This window comes from Pseudogulbenkiania sp. MAI-1, from assembly GCF_000527175.1.
Taxonomy (GTDB): domain Bacteria; phylum Pseudomonadota; class Gammaproteobacteria; order Burkholderiales; family Chromobacteriaceae; genus Pseudogulbenkiania.
This window is the reverse complement of the sequence record NZ_AZUR01000001.1, coordinates 655,446-672,366: the sequence shown is the minus strand read 5'-3', so window position 1 is coordinate 672,366 and position 16,921 is coordinate 655,446. Positions and strand designations below refer to the sequence as shown.

Below are 16,921 nucleotides of genomic sequence, written 5' to 3'. Positions count from 1 at the left end.
CAACTTACGGCTTGGCGGGAGCGCTAGCCGGTTTAGCGGCGGGCTTGACCGGTTTGACGGACTTGACGGGCTCGGCCGGCTTGGGCGCTTCGGCCGCCGGCAGTTCGACGTCGGCCGTCGCCGCCACGTACGGTCGCGGCTGGATGGCGTTCACGTCGACGGCGGGCGGCGGGGTGTAGGCGGTGTCGCAGGCGCCGCGTTCTTCCGCGCTCAAGCCATCCTTGGTCTCGTATTCCTCGATCGGCTTGAGGCGGAGGGTTTCCAGAAGGCGGCCGGAGTTCGCCAGCACGCTCGCCTGCGCCGTGGTGTGGTCCATCTGGGCGTTGACGTAAGCGCGCTTGGCGTCGTACAGCTCGTTCTCGCTGTCGAGCACGTCGAGCAGGGTGCGCTGGCCGATGTCGAACTGCTTGCGGTAGGCTTCGCGCGCCTTTTCCGTCGACAACTGGTGCTGGCGCAGCGAGTTCATCTGGTCCTGCAGCTTGACCACGTTGTTGTAGGCGATGCGCACGGTCTGGCGCAGGTCGCGGCACACCTTGTCGCGCAGGTCGAGCGTGGTGTTGAGCTTTTCGGCGGAGGATCCGAGCCGGGCGCGATCGGCGCCGCCGCGGAACAGGTTCACGTTGAACACCAGGCCCACCGAGGAACGCCGGGTCTGCCCCGAGATATCCTCGTAGTCGTTGGTGTAGCCCTTGCTGGCCCTGAGGTCCAGCGTCGGCGAGAAAGCGCCGCGCCGTGCACTCACCTCGGAACGGGCGGAGCGGACGGTGGACAGGGCGCTCAGGTAGGCCGGACTGCGCCCCACGGCGCTGGCCAGCAGATCCGGCCCCTTGGGCAGGGCTGTCTGCCAGCCCGGCAGCGGCGACAGTTGTGCCGGCGGTTCGATGCCGACCAGCCGGGAGTAGCGCACCGAGACGTCGTGCAGATTGGAGGTTTCCGTGATCAGGTTCGACTCGGCCAGCGCGAGGCGGCCGGCGGCCTGCTCGAAGTCCACGCGCCGTCCGGCCCCGGCCTGCACCTTCTTCTGGATCTGGTCGTAGATGCCTTTGTGGGTGGCGTAGTTTTCCTGGGCGAACTCCACCAGTTGGCGATACCGCAGCACGTCGGCATAGGCCTGCGTCACCTGCAGCGCCATGCTTTCCGAGGCCTCCAGGAAATCGAAGTAGCGCGCCTGCTGGTCATAGCCCAGTTGCTTGACGGTATTGTAGGTCTGGAAGCCCTGGAACAGGTTCTGCGTCAGCGTGGCCGTCCAGCCGCGCGTGGTATAGCGCTGGTCGCTGGTCGACGACGGGGCGTAATCGAAGCGCTGCCGGGTGGCTTCGTAGCTCAGGTCGACCGACGGCAGAAAGCCGGCGCGCCCCACTCCCACGTCTTCTCCCGCCCCGCGGAACTGGTGCCATTTGAGACGGACTTCCGGGTTGTTGACGATAGCTTTCTCAACCGCGTCTTTCAGTTCGATGGCCAGTGCCTGGTGCGACACCGCGCAGGCAAGAGCCAGAGCGATCGATATCCTCAGAACGGGATATTTGTTCGACATTGAACGACCTCGTGTAAGATGCAAACTATTTAATTGAGCAGATTTTATTAAACAATCATTAACAATACTGTTAATAGAAAAATTATACCATTGGCAATTTTCTTGTGGCGAACATTTCTTAACCTACCGTAGGACTCATGGCCCAGCCGCTCCCTTTTCCGTGGGCTTCCTTCGGTAGCCTCGGCACCTCAAAGTCGATGACCCGCTGTGTACGACGGGTGCTGGCCGGACTGCTGCTCGCCCTGCTCTGCCTGGCCGTCGTCGGCCGCAGCCTCCCCTCCCAACAGGCCGTGGCCCGTTACGGGCCGCAGGCGCAAAAACTGTTCCGGGAGTGGCAGGACCTGCTCAACACACTGGGCACGAGCCCGGAGGCGGCCCAGCTCAAGGAAGTGAACGCCTTTTTCAACCGGCGCATCGCCTACGCGGAAGACAAGGTGGTCTGGAAACAGGAAGACTACTGGCCCACGCCGCTGGAGACCTTCAGCAAGGGTGCCGGGGACTGCAAGAGCTTCGTGATCGGCAAATACGTGTCGCTGAGGCTGCTGGGGGTCGATCCGGACAAAATCCGGCTGACCTACGTCAAGGCCCGCATTGGCGGCCCCGCCAGCAACGTTACCCAGGCGCACATGGTCCTGGCCTATTACCCTGCTCCCGATGTCGAGCCGCTGGTTCTGGACAACCTCGTCACCTCCATCCTGCCGGCCTCGCAACGGCCGGACCTGATTCCGGTATTCAGCTTCAACATGGAAAGCATCTGGGTCGGCACGACGCAGAACAACAACGTCAGCCGGCTGACCCGCTGGAAGCAGTTGCTGGACAAAATGAAAGCCGAAGGCTTTATCCTCTGATAACGCTCACTTGATCCGTCACCATGACCAAACTCTCCCTGGTACAACGTTTGTGGTTGCTGTTGCTGATGCTGGCTTTCCTGTCGATAGGCGGGGCCTTGGTGGCCAACCTGCTCAACGCCCGCAGCTACCTGGAACAACAGCTGACCGCCCAGAACGCCGACACCGCCAATGCGCTGGCCCTGATGCTGACCCAGTACAAGGCGGAGCCGGTCATGGCCGAGACCCTGATCAATGCCGCCTTCGACCAGGGGCACTTTGTCCAGATCCGCTGGGAGGACACGGCCGGACGGCCCAAGGTGGCGCGCAAGAACATCGACGGCCTGGAAGACACCCCCGGCTGGTTCCATCGCCTGCTGCCGCTGGCTCCGGCACCGGGGCGGGCTCTGGTCAACAGCGGCTGGCTGCAGGCTGGCCGCGTCGTGGTCATCTCCCACCCGGGCTACGCCTACAGCTCGCTCTGGCTCGGCGCCGTGCAGACCGTGCTGTGGCTGCTGGCCACCGGGCTCCTGGCCGGCCTCCTGGGCTTTCTCGACATCCGCAGCCTGCGCCGCCAGCTGGGCACCGTGGTGGATCAGGCCCATGCCATCAGCGAACAGCGCTTCCTGCGCATCGCCATTCCCAGCATCCCGGAGCTGGCCGACGTGGCACACGCCATGAACACCATGGTGGAGCGCCTGCAAAGCTATCTGCTGGGGCTCAAGGACGAACTGGAACGGCTGCGCAAGGAGAAGCTGACCGACCCGACCACCGGCCTGCCCAACCGCGACGCCTTCGACCAGCGCCTGACCGCCCTGCTGGGCGACGCGGACGAGCCGGTCAGCGGCTACCTGCTGCTGATCCGCGTGGCCGGGCTCGCCGAGCTCAACCAGCGCCTGGGAGGGCGCAAGGCAGACGCCCTGCTGCGCCGGCTGGCCGACGACCTGAAACAGCACGGCCAGCGCACCCCGGGCGGGCTGGCGGCCCGCCTGCGCGGTGCCGACTTTGCCCTGCTCTGCCCCGAGCTGTCCGAACGCGAAGCCCTGCAACTGGCCAACGAGCTGTGCGCCCAGTGGCCGCTGTACCAGGCGATGGACCTGACCGATACCATGGGCGTCGGCCATATCGGCGTCACCGCTTTCAGCACCGGAGACAGCCTGACCCAGGTACTGGGACGGGCCAGCGACGTGCTGGCGCAAGCCGAGGCACAGGTACCCAATACCTGGAAACGGGAGGAAACCACCGTGTTCACCCCCACCCAGGCCAGCGACCTGAACTGGCGCCAGCTGATCGAAAGCGCCTGCCGCGACCAACAGCTCGCCTTGCGCTGGTATCCGGTGCGCAGTGCCGACCATCACATCCTGTGGCATGAAGGCATGCTCTATCGCCCGGAAATCGCCGACACCCCACCGATGAGCGCGCTACGCCTGGTCTCCCACGCCCTGCGGCTCGGGCTGACCCACCTGCTGGATCTCGCCGCGCTGACGATCGCGCTGGAACGCGGACCCGCCGGCGCGCTGGCCGTCAACTTCTCGCCGGCCTCGCTGGGGCATGACGCTTTCCTCGGCCAGGTCCAGCAGTTGCTCAAGCAGCACCCGGAACGCAAGGTCACCTTCGAATTTCACGAGACCGGCCTGAACGAGTACTGGGAGCCGTTCCTGGCCTTCAGCCGCAGCCTGCGCGCGGCAGGCCAGCGCATCGCCGTGGAGATCCAGGGACACGACCTGGAACTGGTCGCGCGCATTCACGAGGCGGGCATCGCCTACCTGGTGCTCGACAACGCCCTGACCCGCAACATCCATCAGGACGAAGGCCGCCAGGCCCTGCTGCGCGGCCTGCTGCAGATGACCTCGCTGATGGGCGTTCAGCTGGAAGCCAAGGGCATCGCCAGCCACGACGAGGCCCGGACACTGATCGAGCTGGGCGTCCACAGCCTGACCGGACCGGCCATCGCTTAACCTATCCAGCGGCAACAGGCAGCCCCATCTGTCCCCAGGGAGATGGGGCATTTTCTTGACCATCAATAAAAAAGCCGACAGCGCCATTACGCTGCCGGCTTTTTCGCTACGCCACCGGATCAATCGGTAATCAGTTTCCCGTTGTTCAGCAGATTCTGCAGGATCTGCTGATCGCTCAGGGTCATGTGATTAGTCACGTCCACGTTCTGCAGGGTGATCTGCTGCGTGTCCTGCCCGGCATTGAACCCACCAGCATACCCGCCGGTATGGCTGACGTGCACCACTGTACTGCTGCCCTGCAGTTCGAAGTGCAGGTAGTTGGTCAGGTTCGACGTCCCGGTGGCATGCTCGCCTTGCAGCAGATCGCGCAGATCCAGCACGTCACCGGTGGAGCCCGTCTGGAAGTCGGTGATGGTGTCTTTGGCCGGGGAGCCCACCGTACCGGCGTCCGCCAGGGACCACTTGAAGGTGTCGATACCCACGCTACTGGCAAACGTGCTGTCACCGGTCAGCGTGTCATCACCAGCCCCGCCTTCGATCCAGTCGTTGCCGCTACCGCCAACGATCGTATCGTTGCCACCCAAACCGTGCAGAGTGTCGTTTCCGCTGGAGCCGAAGATATAGTTGCCGCTGCCCGTGCCGCGAATGTCTTGACCGACCGTGTCCGGGGTCACCGTCAACACTGAGGACGACACATCGCCATCCGCATCGGTGATCTGGTAACTGATCTGGTCGCTATGGTTGGCGGGGAGGCGGTCATAGGTGAGGGCCTGCACCACGTAGCCCTGGTTGCTAGTGCTACCGGCGGCAAACGTGAACGACACGTAGCTCGCGGCAGAGCTGGTCGAAATGTCCACCGTGAACACCCCGCCGCTCGAATCGATGCCGTGGAAAGTACCGGTGCCGACCTGATTGCCCTGCGCATCGTAGGCCGTCCAGATACCGGTCGTGGACTGCGCGTAGTTGAACTGGGCAATGGTCGCCACCGCGTGCAGGGACTGCTCGGCCAGGTGCACGACCAGCACCTCGCCATTGTCGATAACGTTGGAGTTGCCGCTGATCTTGACGCCAAGACCGTCCTTGCCCGATCCGGCCCCGCCCGACAACACCACCGCGTCGTGTGCCGCATCGGTCAGGAGGCTGGTGCGAAGCATTCCGCTTGCCGTCACTGGAGCCGAGGTAAAGCCGTAAGCATCCCACGCCTGGCCGGCGGTGGTGCCGCCGCTCACCTGGCCCGTCGTCAGGTTGACGCTGGCGGACACGGACGAGGTGTACTGGTAGGTGCCGTCGGCCTTGACGTCCAGCGTGCCGTTGGCGGTGGTCACATGCGCCCAGCCGTCTGCGCCGAAGCTGAGGCTGTTGCCGTTGATCTTGGTCAGCGTCGTGGCATCGGCCCCCACGGCGTCGTTGCTCAGCAGATTGCCGCTGACGCTCCCCAGGAATCTCACGGCCGCCGCATCGCTGCCGGCCACCGGGCTGGTATCCGTTACCCCAATGGAAACCTTGGTCCAGGTGCTGGACGCGCCACCCGCCGAGGCCTGGTAATAGAAGCTGTCCGTCGGCGTATCGGCACTGGTGTGCGACAGGACCGGCGCGGTGTACTGGAAGTGACCGTCGGCGTACATCACCACCTTGCCGCCCAGCGTGGTCGTGAGGGTCACCGAGCTGCCGACCGTCAGCGCTCCGCTGCCGGTGGCATCGGTCGCCACCTGTGCCACCACGGCACCGGTTGCGTCGGCGTCGTTGCTCAGAACCATCGCCAAGGCATTGGCAGTGCCCTCGACCACTTGGTAGGTGTCGGCCACGCCGTCCGGCGCCGCCAGCACGGTCACCGTCAGCGGCACAGTGGTCGTGGCCGTGCTGTGGTTCGACGCTTCCGTCGCCGTCGCCACCACGTTCAACGACAGGGTGCCGTTGAAATCGGTCACCGGCAGCAGTTGCAGATTGGCGGTATTCCAGCCGGTGATATCCGCGATGCCATTGTTTCCCACGGTGACCGTGTGGGCCGAAGCGCCGTCGCCGTCCTTGAGCACGGTGCCGGCCGGCAGGCCGGTGATCTGGAGGGACAGGGTTTCGGAGCCATCGGTGTCGTTAAGCGACGACGTCAGGCTGGAGAGGCGAATCCAGCTATCCTCAAAACCGGTATTCACTTTGCTGACCACCGAAATATTGTCGAGCAACCCGCCATACGAGTTGCTGTCGGTGGCTTTGAACTCCAGCCGCGAGGTACCGTCAGCGGTGACCGGCAGATCAAGCGAGATATGCTGCCAGGTAGCGCTGCTTCCGCTCAGAGTCGTCACCAACTGGCCGTTCCAGTACACCCTCACCCCCGACGAGCTTTCCGAGCCCGACCGCGGCGCATAGTCCAGTTCCACGTGGTACGTTTCACCGGCCTTGACCGTGAAGTCATGGTAGAGGTTGGAGGCATCACCGGTATTCCGCTCCAGCTCGAGCACCTTGTTGCTACCACCCGATACACCATACACCGAAGCCTCATAGACCTCGACCTGATTCCCGGCATTGCCGGTATGCCATTGACCATCCCCCACGCTCGCGACGCTAACCGCCATACCGGTGGCCGAATTGGTGAAATCAACAGTGGTGAAGGACGAACTTCCTGCCGCACTCAAATTGGGCGCATCCGCCACCGCTTCCACATGGATGCTGGCGGTCGCGGCTGTCGCCGATACCTCGCCCAGGCTATCCACCGCCTTGTAGGTGAAGGAGGAATCCCCGCTCCAGTTGGCATCGGGCTTGAAGTACAAGGTATCGCTCACCGTGCTGCCCGCGCTGACCTGCTGCGTCATGGCGATATCGCTGTACAGCGTGCCGTTGGCCGGCAAGGAATCGATCTGGAACTGGCCTACTGCGCCATCTTCCGCATCCGTCCCTTGCAAGGACACAGTAATCGGAGTGTCCTCATTGCCGGAGGCCGAAACCGCAGCCGCACCCGGCAGCGCATTCACGGCGGCATGGTCGCTGCCGCCCGTACCGGCATTGCCGGCGAGGTCGGTGTAGCTGCCCCCCGCCACCGTCACGCCGACCGGACCGGCATAACCCGCCGCCGGGGAGAAGGTGGCCGTCCAGGTCTGGCCGCCGTCGGCGCTGCTGACGTCGCTCAGCGTGCCGCCGTCGACGGTGAGGTCGGCGTTGCTGAAGCCGGTGACCGCTTCGCTGAAGGTGAAGGTGACGGTGCTGGTCTCGCCGCTCTTGAGGGCGTCCGCCGCGATGTCGACCGTGACGCTCGGGCCGGCGGTGTCGACCGCCGCGGTGTCGCGGCCGCCGCTGCCGGCGTTGCCGGCGAGGTCGGTGTAGCTGGCGTTCGCCACCGCCACGCTGGCGCTGCCGGTGTAGCCGGCCGCCGGGGTGAAGGTGGCCGTCCAGGTCTGGCCGCCGTCGGCGCTGCTGACGTCGCTCAGCGTGCCGCCGTCGACGGTGAGGTCGGCGTTGCTGAAGCCGGTGACCGCTTCGCTGAAGGTGAAGGTAACGGTGCTGGTTTCGCCGCTCTTGAGGGCGTCCGCTGCGATGTCGACCGTGACGCTCGGGCCGGCGGTGTCGACGCTGTAGCTGCGGTCGGCCGTGGCGGTGGCGCTGTTGTGCGCGGCATCGCGGGTGGTGACGCTGGCCTGGATGGCGGTGCTGCCGGCCAGGTCGCCGCTGCCGACGCCGATGCGGTAGCCCAGCTGGCCGTTGCCCAGGTCTTCGACCTGGCCCTGGTAGCTGGACCCGCCGACGGTCAGGGTGACGGTGTCGCCGAGCTGGACGTCGCCGCCCACCGTGCCGCTGACGGTGACGCGGTCGCCCCCCAGCTCCTGGCTGTTCAGGGTGTTGTCGGCGGTGATCGGGTCGATGGTGATGCTGGCGGTGATCGCGGTGTCGACACCGTAGCCGTGGTCGGTGCTGGCCGTGGCGCTGTTGCCGGCGGCGTCGTGGGCGAGCACGCTGGCGTGCACGTTGCTGTCGGCCGCGAGGTCGCTGCCTTTGACGGCGACGCGGTACTGGCCGTCGGCGCCCACGGTGGTGTGGTAGTCCTGGCCGTTCACCGTCAGGGTGACGGCGTCACCGGCCTGGTAGTCGCCGCTCACGGTGCCGGTGACGGTGACGTCGCCCCCCGCTTCGGCGGCGTTGACGATGTTGTCGGCAGTGATGGCGTCGACGGCGATGGTCGCGGCAATGGTGGTGTCGACGCCATGGCTGTGCACGGTCGTGGCGGTGACGCGGTTGCCGGCCACGTCGGTGGCGACCACCTGGGCGTCGATGGTGCTGTCGGCGGCGAGGTCGCGGCCGGCGATGGCCACGCTGTAGCGGCCGTCGGCGTCCACGGTGGTGGCGTAGGCCTGGCCGTTCACCGTCAGGGTGACGGCGTCGCCGCTGCGGAACTCGCCAGTGACCGTACCGGTGACGGTGACGTCGCCGCCGGCCTCGGCGGCGTTGACGATGTTGTCGGCGGTGATGGCGTCGACGGCAATCTGGGCCACCGGCGCGGTGGTGTCGACCGCCGCACGGTCGCTGCCGCCCGTGCCGGCATTGCCGGCGAGGTCGGTATAGCTGCCGCTCGCCACCGTCACGCTGGCGGTGCCGGTGTAGCCGGCCGTCGGGGTGAAGGTGGCGGTCCAGGTCTGGCCGCCGTCGCTGCTGCTGACGTCGCTCAGCGTGCCACCGTCGACCGTGAGGTCGGCATTGCTGAAGCTGGTGACCGCTTCGCTGAAGGTGAAGGTGACGGTGCTGGTCTCGCCGGCCTTGAGGGCGTCGGCGGCGATGTCGACCTTGACGCCCGGCGCGGCGGTGTCGACGGTGGCGCTGTCGCGGCCGCCCCGGCCTTCATTGCCGGCGAGGTCGGTGTAGCTGCCGCCCAGCACCGTGACGCTGGCGGTGCCGGTGTAGCCGGCCGTCGGGGTGAAGGTGGCGGTCCAGGTCTTGCCGCCGTCGCTGCTGCTGACGTCGCTCAGCGTGCCACCGTCGACCGTGAGGTCGGCATTGTTGAAGCCGGTAACCGCTTCGCTGAAGGTGAAGGTAACGGTGCTGGTTTCGCCAGCCTTGAGGGCGTCGGCGGCGATGTCGACCGTCACGGTCGGCGCAATGGCGTCAACGGTGTAGGAGCGGTCGGCATTGGCGCTGGCGCGGTTGCCGGCCGCATCGCTGGTGGTGACGCTGGCCTGGATGGTGGTGCTGCCGGCCAGGTCGCCGCTGCCGACGTCGATGCGGTAGCCCAACTGGCCGTTGCCCAGGTCTTCGACCTGCCCGTGGTAGTCGGCGCCGCCGACAGTCAGGGTGACAGTGTCGCCGATCTGGACGTCGCCGCCCACCGTACCGGTGACGGTGACGAGGTCGCCGCCCACTTCGGCCTGGTTCAGGGTGTTGTCGGCGGTAATCGGGTCGATGGTGATGCTGGCGGTGATCGTGGTGTCGACACCGTGGCTGTGCACGGTCGTGGCGGTGACACGGTTGCCGGCCGCGTCGCTGGCGACGACCTGGGCGTCGATGGTGCTGTCGGCCGCGAGGTCGCGGCCGGCGATGGCCACACTGTACTGGCCGTCGGCATCGACGGTGGTGGCGTAAGCCTGGCCGTTCACCGTCAGGGTGACGGCGTCGCCGCTCTGGTATTCCCCGCTCACGGTGCCGGTGACGGTGACGTCGCCGCCGGCTTCGGCGGCGTTGACGATGTTGTCGGCGGTGATGGCGTCGACGGCGATCTGCGCTACCGGAGCGGTGGCGTCAACAGTGTAGTTGCGGTCGGCGTTGGCGCTGGCACGGTTGCCCGCCGCATCGCTGGTGGTGACGCTGGCCTGAATGGTGGTGCTGCCGGCCAGGTCGCCGCTGCCGACGCCGATGCGGTAGCCCAACTGGCCGTTGCCCAGGTCTTCGACCTGCCCGTGGTAGTCGGCGCCGCCGACAGTCAGGGTGACAGTGTCGCCGATCTGGACGTCGCCGCCCACCGTGCCGGTGACGGTGACGCGGTCGCCGCCCACTTCGGCCTGGTTCAGGGTGTTGTCGGCGGTGATCGGGTCGATGGCGATGCTGGCGGCGATGGTGGTGTCGACGCCGTGGCTGTGCACGGTCGTGGCGGTGACACGGTTGCCGGCCGCGTCGGTGGCGACCACCTGGGCGTCGATGGTGCTGTCGGCCGCCAAGTCACCGCCGGCGATGGCCACGCTGTAGCGGCCGTCGGCATCGACGGTGGTGGCGTAGGCCTGGCCATTCACCGTCAGGGTGACGGCGTCGCCGCTCTGGTATTCCCCGCTCACGGTGCCGGTGACGGTGACGTCGCCCCCCGCTTCGGCGGCGTTGACGATGTTGTCGGCAGTGATGGCGTCGACGGCGATGGTCGCGGCAATGGTGGTGTCGACGCCATGGCTGTGCACGGTCGTGGCGGTGACGCGGTTGCCGGCCGCGTCGGTGGCGACCACCTGGGCGTCGATGGTGCTGTCGGCGGCGAGGTCGCGGCCGGCGATGGCCACGCTGTAGCGGCCGTCGGCATCGACGGTGGTGGCGTAGGCCTGGCCGTTCACCGTCAGGGTGACGGCGTCGCCGCTGCGGAACTCGCCCGTGACCGTACCGGTGACGGTGACGTCGCCGCCGGCTTCGGCGGCGTTGACGATGTTGTCGGCGGTGATGGCGTCGACGGCGATCTGCGCTACCGGAGCGACAGTATCGACCGCTGCGCTGTCGCTGCCGCCGGTGCCGGCATTTCCGGCGAGGTCGGTATAGCTGCCGCTCGCCACCGTCACGCTGGCGGTGCCGGTGTAGCCGGCCGTCGGGGTGAAGGTGGCGGTCCAGGTCTGGCCGCCGTCGCTGCTGCTGACGTCGCTCAGCGTGCCACCGTCGACCGTGAGGTCGGCATTGCTGAAGCCGGTGACCGCTTCGCTGAAGGTGAAGGTGACGGTGCTGGTCTCGCCGGCCTTGAGGGCGTCGGCGGCGAAGTCGATCTTGACGCTAGGGGCCGTGGTGTCGACACCGTAGCTATGCACGCTGTTCGCCGTAGAGCTATTGCCGGCCGCGTCGGTGGCGACGACCTGGGCATCGATGCTCGAGTCGGCCGCCAAGTCGCGGCCGGCAATGGCCACGCTGTACTTGCCATCGGCATCGACGGTGGTGGCATAGGACTGGCCGTTCACCGTCAGGGTGACGGCGTCGCCGGCCTGGAATTCCCCGCTCACGGTGCCGGTGACGGTCACGTCTCCACCCGCTTCGGCGGCGTTGACGATGTTGTCGGCGGTGATGGCGTCAACGGCGATGGCGGCCACCGGTGCCAGGGTATCGACCGCCGCGCTGTCGCTGCCGCCCGTGCCGGTATTGCCGGCCAGGTCGGTGTAGCTGCCGCTCGCCACCGTCACGCTGGCGGTGCCGGTGTAACCAGCCGCCGGGGTGAAGGTGGCGGTCCAGGTCTGGCCGCCGTCGGCGCTGCTGACATCGCTCAGCGTACCGCCGTCGACCGTGAGGTCGGCATTGCTGAAGCCGGTAACCGCTTCGCTGAAGGTGAAGGTGACGGTGCTGGTCTCGCCGGCCTTGAGGGCGTCGGCGGCGAAGTCGATCGTCACGCTCGGCGCCGTTGTGTCCGTCACGCCTGCCGTGTTGGCTGTCGTGGCCGCGGCGGTGTTGGCATCGTCGGCAGAAGTCACGCTGTTGACCGTCGTGTTATCCACAGTTTCGGAAACGATATCCGGCGCAACAAGCGATTCGCTGACGCGCGCCAAGCGGATGAACGAGCTCCCGCTCTCTTCCGATCCAGCGCCGGTGAGACCCGCAGCGGCCGGCTCCAATTGCTCCAACGGATCCTGGCCCGCCTCCAACGCCGCCAGCACGCGTTGCGCTTCGGGCTCCAGCTTGGCAATCGCCGCTTCGGTCTTGTCGATCGCCTGGGGAACGATGGTTTCTTCGGTCAACGTCAGCTCCCGCGGACCGTCCACCGCCACCACTTCGCCCCCCGCCCGTTCAAGGCTCAGGCTGGCACCGTCCTGCAGCACGACGCGCTCGCCCGGACGGATGACATCGCCGGCCTTGAGCACACGCTCATGCCCGCTGGCGTCGATGACTTTTACGATGCCGTGGACGGCAAGAACTTTACCCTGGATGGCGGACGACTCATTCATTACGGACGGCTCCTGGCAATACAATTGTCATGGTGCCGAGGATAACCGCGCCACCAATAGGGCAACAGTGTACGGAAGGGCAGAAAATGACGGGCGGACCCCGGTCGGAATCCGCCGCGGAGAAAACGGCTAGACGGTGGTCAGCTTGAGCAACAGCTGCAGCCGGTCTTCCACGCCGAATTTCTGGAAGACCGAGGTGAGACGGGCCTTGACGGTGCGTTCGGAGATATCCAGCTGCCGGGCAATTTCCTTGTTGGACAACCCGCGCTTGAGCGCCTCGACCACCTCGGTCTCCCGCGGGGACAGGCGTTCCGCCCAGGCACGGGTCTGGCTCGGCGCCGAGCTCAGTTGGCCGAAACGCGCGCACATCTGCTGCATGATGCTGCGGCCTACCCAAATCCCGCCCGACTGGATGGTGCCGGCCACCTGTTTCAGCACATCGGAGGTACTCAAGGCATGGGCGTAGCCCGCAGCCCCCAACTGCAGCCAAATCATGCCTTCGCTGTTGGAGGGACTGGAAGACAGCGCCAGCACCCGATACTGCTCGCACACCTGGTGCGTTTCGATCTGCTGAGCGAGTTCCGCGTCGGTGGCCAGATCGAGCAACACCAGGCTCTCCGCCGCGATCGGGCGCTCAAGCAAGCTGGCAAGGCTGTCCACGTGGATGGCGTCGCGCGACTCGAAGACACCGGCCCAGTAGTCGGCCAGCGCCCGGCTGGCCGTCATGAAAACCAGGTTCATCGTCGTCATCGCTCCGTCAAGGCATTCGCTTTGGCGCGCAGCACCGGCTTGAGCAAGTAGGACAGAATGCTCTTCTTGCCGGTCATGATGTCCACCTGAGCCACCATGCCCGGGATGATCGGCAGTTTCTGTTCGCCCAGCATCCCCGCATTGGTTCTCACCCGCACGATGTAGAAGGCGTTGCCCTTGTCGTCGGTCACCGTATCGGCGCCGATTTCCTGCAGCACCCCCTCCATCCCGCCATAGATGGTGTAATCGTAGGCGGTGAAGCGCACATTGGCCTGCTGGCCGGGGCGCAGGAAGGCGATATCCCGCGGCGACACGCGCGCCTCGACCAACAGGGAATCTTCCAGCGGCACGATCTCCAGGATGTCCTTGCCCGGCTGCACCACCCCGCCCAGGGTGTTGACGAACAGGCGCTTGATCTCGCCTTTCACCGGCGAGCGGATCTCCGACATCTTCACCTTGTCGGCCAGGCCGGAACTGCCGGCGGACAGGCTGTTGATCTTGGCCATGGTATCGGAGAGTTCGGCGCTGGCGAGGTTGCGGAAGGTCAGCTCGACCTCGTCGATCTTGCGGCTGGCCTCCGAAATCGCCGCCTGGATCTTGGGAATCTGGGCACTGGCCATGTCGCGCTCGCCCTGGTAGCGCGACACATCCCGCTGCAGCCTGAGCAAGTCGACGTCCGACACCGCCCCCGACTCCTTCAGCGGCCGGGTCACCGCCAGCTCCTTGGCCGTGAGTTCGTAGCCCTGCTGAGCCTGGGCACGGCGCGCCTTGACCTCATTGAGCTCCTGGGTGCGCTGCGCCAATTGCTGACGGGCGATCGACAGGTTGGTCTCCAGCTCCAGCCGCTTCGACTGGTACAGCTCCATTTCCTGCTTGGCGATGTCCGGCGCCTGCTCGACGACCTCCTTCGGCAACTCCAGCGGCTTGCCGTTGGCGATGGCGCGCAGCCGCGCCGCCTTGCCCTGCAAGGCCAGGTACTGCGCCTGGTTCTCATTGAGCGACGACACGAAACGGGTGTTGTCGATCTTGAGCAGCAGCTGCCCCTTCTGCACCACCTGCCCCTCCTTCACCAGGATCTGCGACACCACGCCGCCGTCCAGGCTCTGGATATGCTGGTTCTGGGACAGCGGCACCACCTTGCCCTCGCCGCGCGCCACCTCGTCGACCTTGGAGAAGCCGGCCCAGATCAAGGCCACCAGCAACATGATGCCGAGTGCCCAGATGAAGACGCGTGGCCGCGCCGGATGCTGTTCCAGAATGGCCCAATCGGCGTCGGCGATGAAATCCTGCCGGCTCTCCAGGTCGCGCGCGGCGGCCCAGTCCATCAAGCGTTCCCAATACGGCGCGGTCCTGGCCTGGCCACTCCGGACCCAGGCCTTAAATCGATCTTTCCACGAAGTTCTCATCAGCCCGCCCTCCCCACTTTGCCCTGCTGCAGCGCTTCGATCACCGCCTCCTTCGGACCATCGGCCACCACGGTGCCGTTGTCGATCACGATCAGCCGGTCCACCAGATCCAGCAGCGCGTTGTGATGGGTGATCAACACCATGGTCTTGCCCTGCATGACATTGCTCAGCATCTGCTTGATCTGGGCCTCGGTGCTGTTGTCCATGTTGCTGGTCGGCTCATCCAGCAGCAGGATGGGCGGCGCGTTGAGCAGCGCGCGGGCGATGGTCACCGCCTTGCGTTGCCCGCCCGAGAGCGACTCGCCGCGCTCGCCGATGATCATGTCGAAGCCCTGCGGGTGGCTGTTGATGAACTCGGACAGGCCCGCCAGCTCGGCCGCCGCCGCCACGCTGGCATCGTGCGCGAACGGCGCGCCCATGGTGATGTTCTGCCGCAGCGTGCCGTAGAACAGCACCGAATCCTGCTGCACGTAACCGACGTGGCGGCGCAATTCGGCCGGGTCGACCTGGTTGAGGTCGATGCCGTCGATGCGCACTGAGCCCTCCGTCGGCTGGAACAGCCCGAGAATCAGCTTCTGGATCGTCGACTTGCCGGACCCCACCCGGCCGATGATGGCAACACGCTCACCCGGCTTGATCTTGAACGAGACGTTGCGCAAGGCAATCATCGGGTTGTCGGGGTAGGAGAACGAGACGTTGTGGAACTCGATGCCCCCGCGGAAGCTGGTGCGATGGAAGAAATTCGCCTCGTGCTCGCGCTCCACCGGCATCTTCATGAAGCCATCCAGCGACGAGAGCGAGGTCTTGGCATTGTGGTATTGCGTCAGCAGACCGACGACCTGCCCCATCGGCGCCATGGCCCGGCCCGACAGCATCACCGCCGCGATCACCCCGCCCTGGCTGGTATTGCCGGCCATGATCTCGTAGACCCCGAGCACCAGCATGCAGATCGACACCACCTGCTGCACGAAGCCGGAAAAATGGTTGGCCGACGCCGCCAGCAGTTTGAACCGAGCCCCGACCTGGGCCAGAAACAGCGTGGCCTGCTCCCACTGCCCCTGCTGCTGCCCCTCCGCCGCCAGCACCTTGATCGTCTCCAGCCCCGCCAGGTTCTCCACCAACTGGGCATTGCGCTGCGCCGAGGCCCTGAGCGTCGCCTCCGCCAGCGTCTGCATCTTTTCCTGGATCATCAGCGCAAACACCACCATGACCAGTGCCCCGACGATCATCGGGACGCTCAGGATGGGCGCAATCCACAGCACCACCAGCAGGAAGATCAGCACAAAGGGCAGATCGATCAGCGCGGTGACCGACGCCGACGCGATGAAGTCGCGTATGGTTTCGAAGGCGCGCAGGTTGGACGAAAACGCCCCGACCGAGGCCGGGCGGGCCTCCATGCGGATGCCCAGCACCCGCTCCATGATCAGCGTGGACAGCGTGACGTCCACCCGTTTGCTGGCCTGATCGATGAGAAACGCCCGCGCCATCTTCAGCCCGAAATCGAAGACCAGCGCCAGCAAGGCACCGATGGCCAGCACCCACAGCGTATCCGTGGCCATGTTGGGCACGACCCGGTCATACACGTTCATCGACACCAGCGGCGTGACCAGGGCGAAGACATTGATCAGCAACGCCGCCAGCATGGCGTCGCGGTACAGCGGCCAGCCGCCGTAGACAGTCTGCCAGAACCAATGACGCGAACGGATCTCCCCCAACTCCGGCGCCCGGCGCTCGTAGCGGAAACGGGGCCGGACAAAAATGGCCACCCCGGCGTACTTCTCGGCCAGTTCCGCGATCGGCATCTCGATCTCGGACTCGGTCAACTCCGGGAAGCTGATCTTGGCCAGCCCGCTGTGCTGGTCGATGCCGCGCAGAATGCAGGCCTCGTCGCCCTTGAGCAGCAGCACCGCGGGCAGCAGGGCCTCGCGCAACTTTTCCAGAGGCTGCCGCACCACCCGCGACGACAGGCCGATGCGGCGTGCCGAGCGGGAAAACATCGACGGCGAAAGACGATTGTTCTGTAGCGGAATACCTGCCACCAGCGATTCACGGGTCGCGTTGATGCCGTAGGAACGGGCTAAAGCAAACAGGCAGTCCAATAAGGGATCGAGGTGGGTTGCCTGCAGCGGAATAGAGCCGGCCTGCCCAGCATGAGGTCCGGAATGCATGTTGATGCCCCTTGCAATAAGGATTTTTGGCTATTTTGATGTGGGTTTTCACCGGCACGGGCCGGGTCCAAGGCAGATATTCTAGATCAATATCTTTGCAGATGGATGCCTACAATTTTAAATTTAATTTAAAGTTTAAAAAACAATATGTTTTAGAAAGACATGCTATCAATACGGCCCGGAATAGA

At 65.6% G+C, this 16,921-nt stretch carries 7 protein-coding genes; 2 read left to right on the top strand and 5 right to left on the bottom strand.

Annotated features, from left to right (window positions below; genetic code table 11):
- Positions 1 to 4: 4 nt before the first annotated feature.
- A complete protein-coding gene (locus PSEMAI1_RS0103065; RefSeq protein WP_024301445.1) occupies positions 5 to 1,534 on the bottom strand; it encodes a TolC family outer membrane protein in 1,530 nt (509 codons plus the stop codon).
- 197 nt (positions 1,535 to 1,731) lie between these two features.
- On the opposite strand from PSEMAI1_RS0103065, the gene PSEMAI1_RS0103060 reads away from it, so the two are divergent.
- Positions 1,732 to 2,382, top strand: a complete 651-nt coding sequence (locus PSEMAI1_RS0103060; RefSeq protein ID WP_029770469.1) for a transglutaminase-like cysteine peptidase — start codon at positions 1,732 to 1,734, stop codon at positions 2,380 to 2,382.
- 23 nt (positions 2,383 to 2,405) lie between these two features.
- Positions 2,406 to 4,319 (top strand): LapD/MoxY N-terminal periplasmic domain-containing protein, encoded by a 1,914-nt coding sequence (locus PSEMAI1_RS0103055; RefSeq protein ID WP_024301443.1) that lies wholly within the window; start codon positions 2,406 to 2,408, stop codon positions 4,317 to 4,319.
- 119 nt (positions 4,320 to 4,438) lie between these two features.
- Here PSEMAI1_RS0103055 and PSEMAI1_RS0103050 read toward each other — a convergent pair whose 3' ends face one another.
- The 4 genes from PSEMAI1_RS0103050 to PSEMAI1_RS0103035 all read right to left on the bottom strand — a co-directional run bounded on the left by PSEMAI1_RS0103050 (position 4,439) and on the right by PSEMAI1_RS0103035 (position 16,733).
- The gene (locus PSEMAI1_RS0103050; protein WP_024301442.1) at positions 4,439 to 12,409 is read right to left on the bottom strand and encodes an Ig-like domain-containing protein; all 7,971 of its coding nucleotides are present in this window, start codon (positions 12,407 to 12,409) and stop codon (positions 4,439 to 4,441) included.
- 129 nt (positions 12,410 to 12,538) lie between these two features.
- Positions 12,539 to 13,150, bottom strand: a complete 612-nt coding sequence (locus PSEMAI1_RS0103045) for a response regulator transcription factor (protein ID WP_051460191.1) — start codon at positions 13,148 to 13,150, stop codon at positions 12,539 to 12,541.
- Positions 13,151 to 13,155: 5 nt separating this feature from the next.
- Entirely contained in the window at positions 13,156 to 14,565 is a 1,410-nt protein-coding gene (locus tag PSEMAI1_RS0103040; RefSeq protein WP_024301440.1) for an HlyD family type I secretion periplasmic adaptor subunit, read from the bottom strand.
- Positions 14,565 to 16,733: a type I secretion system permease/ATPase gene (locus PSEMAI1_RS0103035; protein ID WP_024301439.1), complete on the bottom strand. Its 2,169-nt coding sequence runs from the start codon at positions 16,731 to 16,733 to the stop codon at positions 14,565 to 14,567. Before PSEMAI1_RS0103035 ends, PSEMAI1_RS0103040 begins: the two co-directional genes overlap by 1 nt.
- Positions 16,734 to 16,921 lie beyond the last annotated feature (188 nt).

What these genes read in the sequence shown, in the direction of transcription:
- PSEMAI1_RS0103065 (WP_024301445.1), bottom strand. Translation starts at nt 1,534, where the DNA reads ATGTCGAACAAATATCCCGTTCTGAGGATATCGATCGCTCTGGCTCTT.
- PSEMAI1_RS0103060 (WP_029770469.1), top strand. Translation starts at nt 1,732, where the DNA reads ATGACCCGCTGTGTACGACGGGTGCTGGCCGGACTGCTGCTCGCCCTG.
- PSEMAI1_RS0103055 (WP_024301443.1), top strand. Translation starts at nt 2,406, where the DNA reads ATGACCAAACTCTCCCTGGTACAACGTTTGTGGTTGCTGTTGCTGATG.
- PSEMAI1_RS0103050 (WP_024301442.1), bottom strand. Translation starts at nt 12,409, where the DNA reads ATGAATGAGTCGTCCGCCATCCAGGGTAAAGTTCTTGCCGTCCACGGC.
- PSEMAI1_RS0103045 (WP_051460191.1), bottom strand. Translation starts at nt 13,150, where the DNA reads ATGAACCTGGTTTTCATGACGGCCAGCCGGGCGCTGGCCGACTACTGG.
- PSEMAI1_RS0103040 (WP_024301440.1), bottom strand. Translation starts at nt 14,565, where the DNA reads ATGAGAACTTCGTGGAAAGATCGATTTAAGGCCTGGGTCCGGAGTGGC.
- PSEMAI1_RS0103035 (WP_024301439.1), bottom strand. Translation starts at nt 16,733, where the DNA reads ATGCATTCCGGACCTCATGCTGGGCAGGCCGGCTCTATTCCGCTGCAG.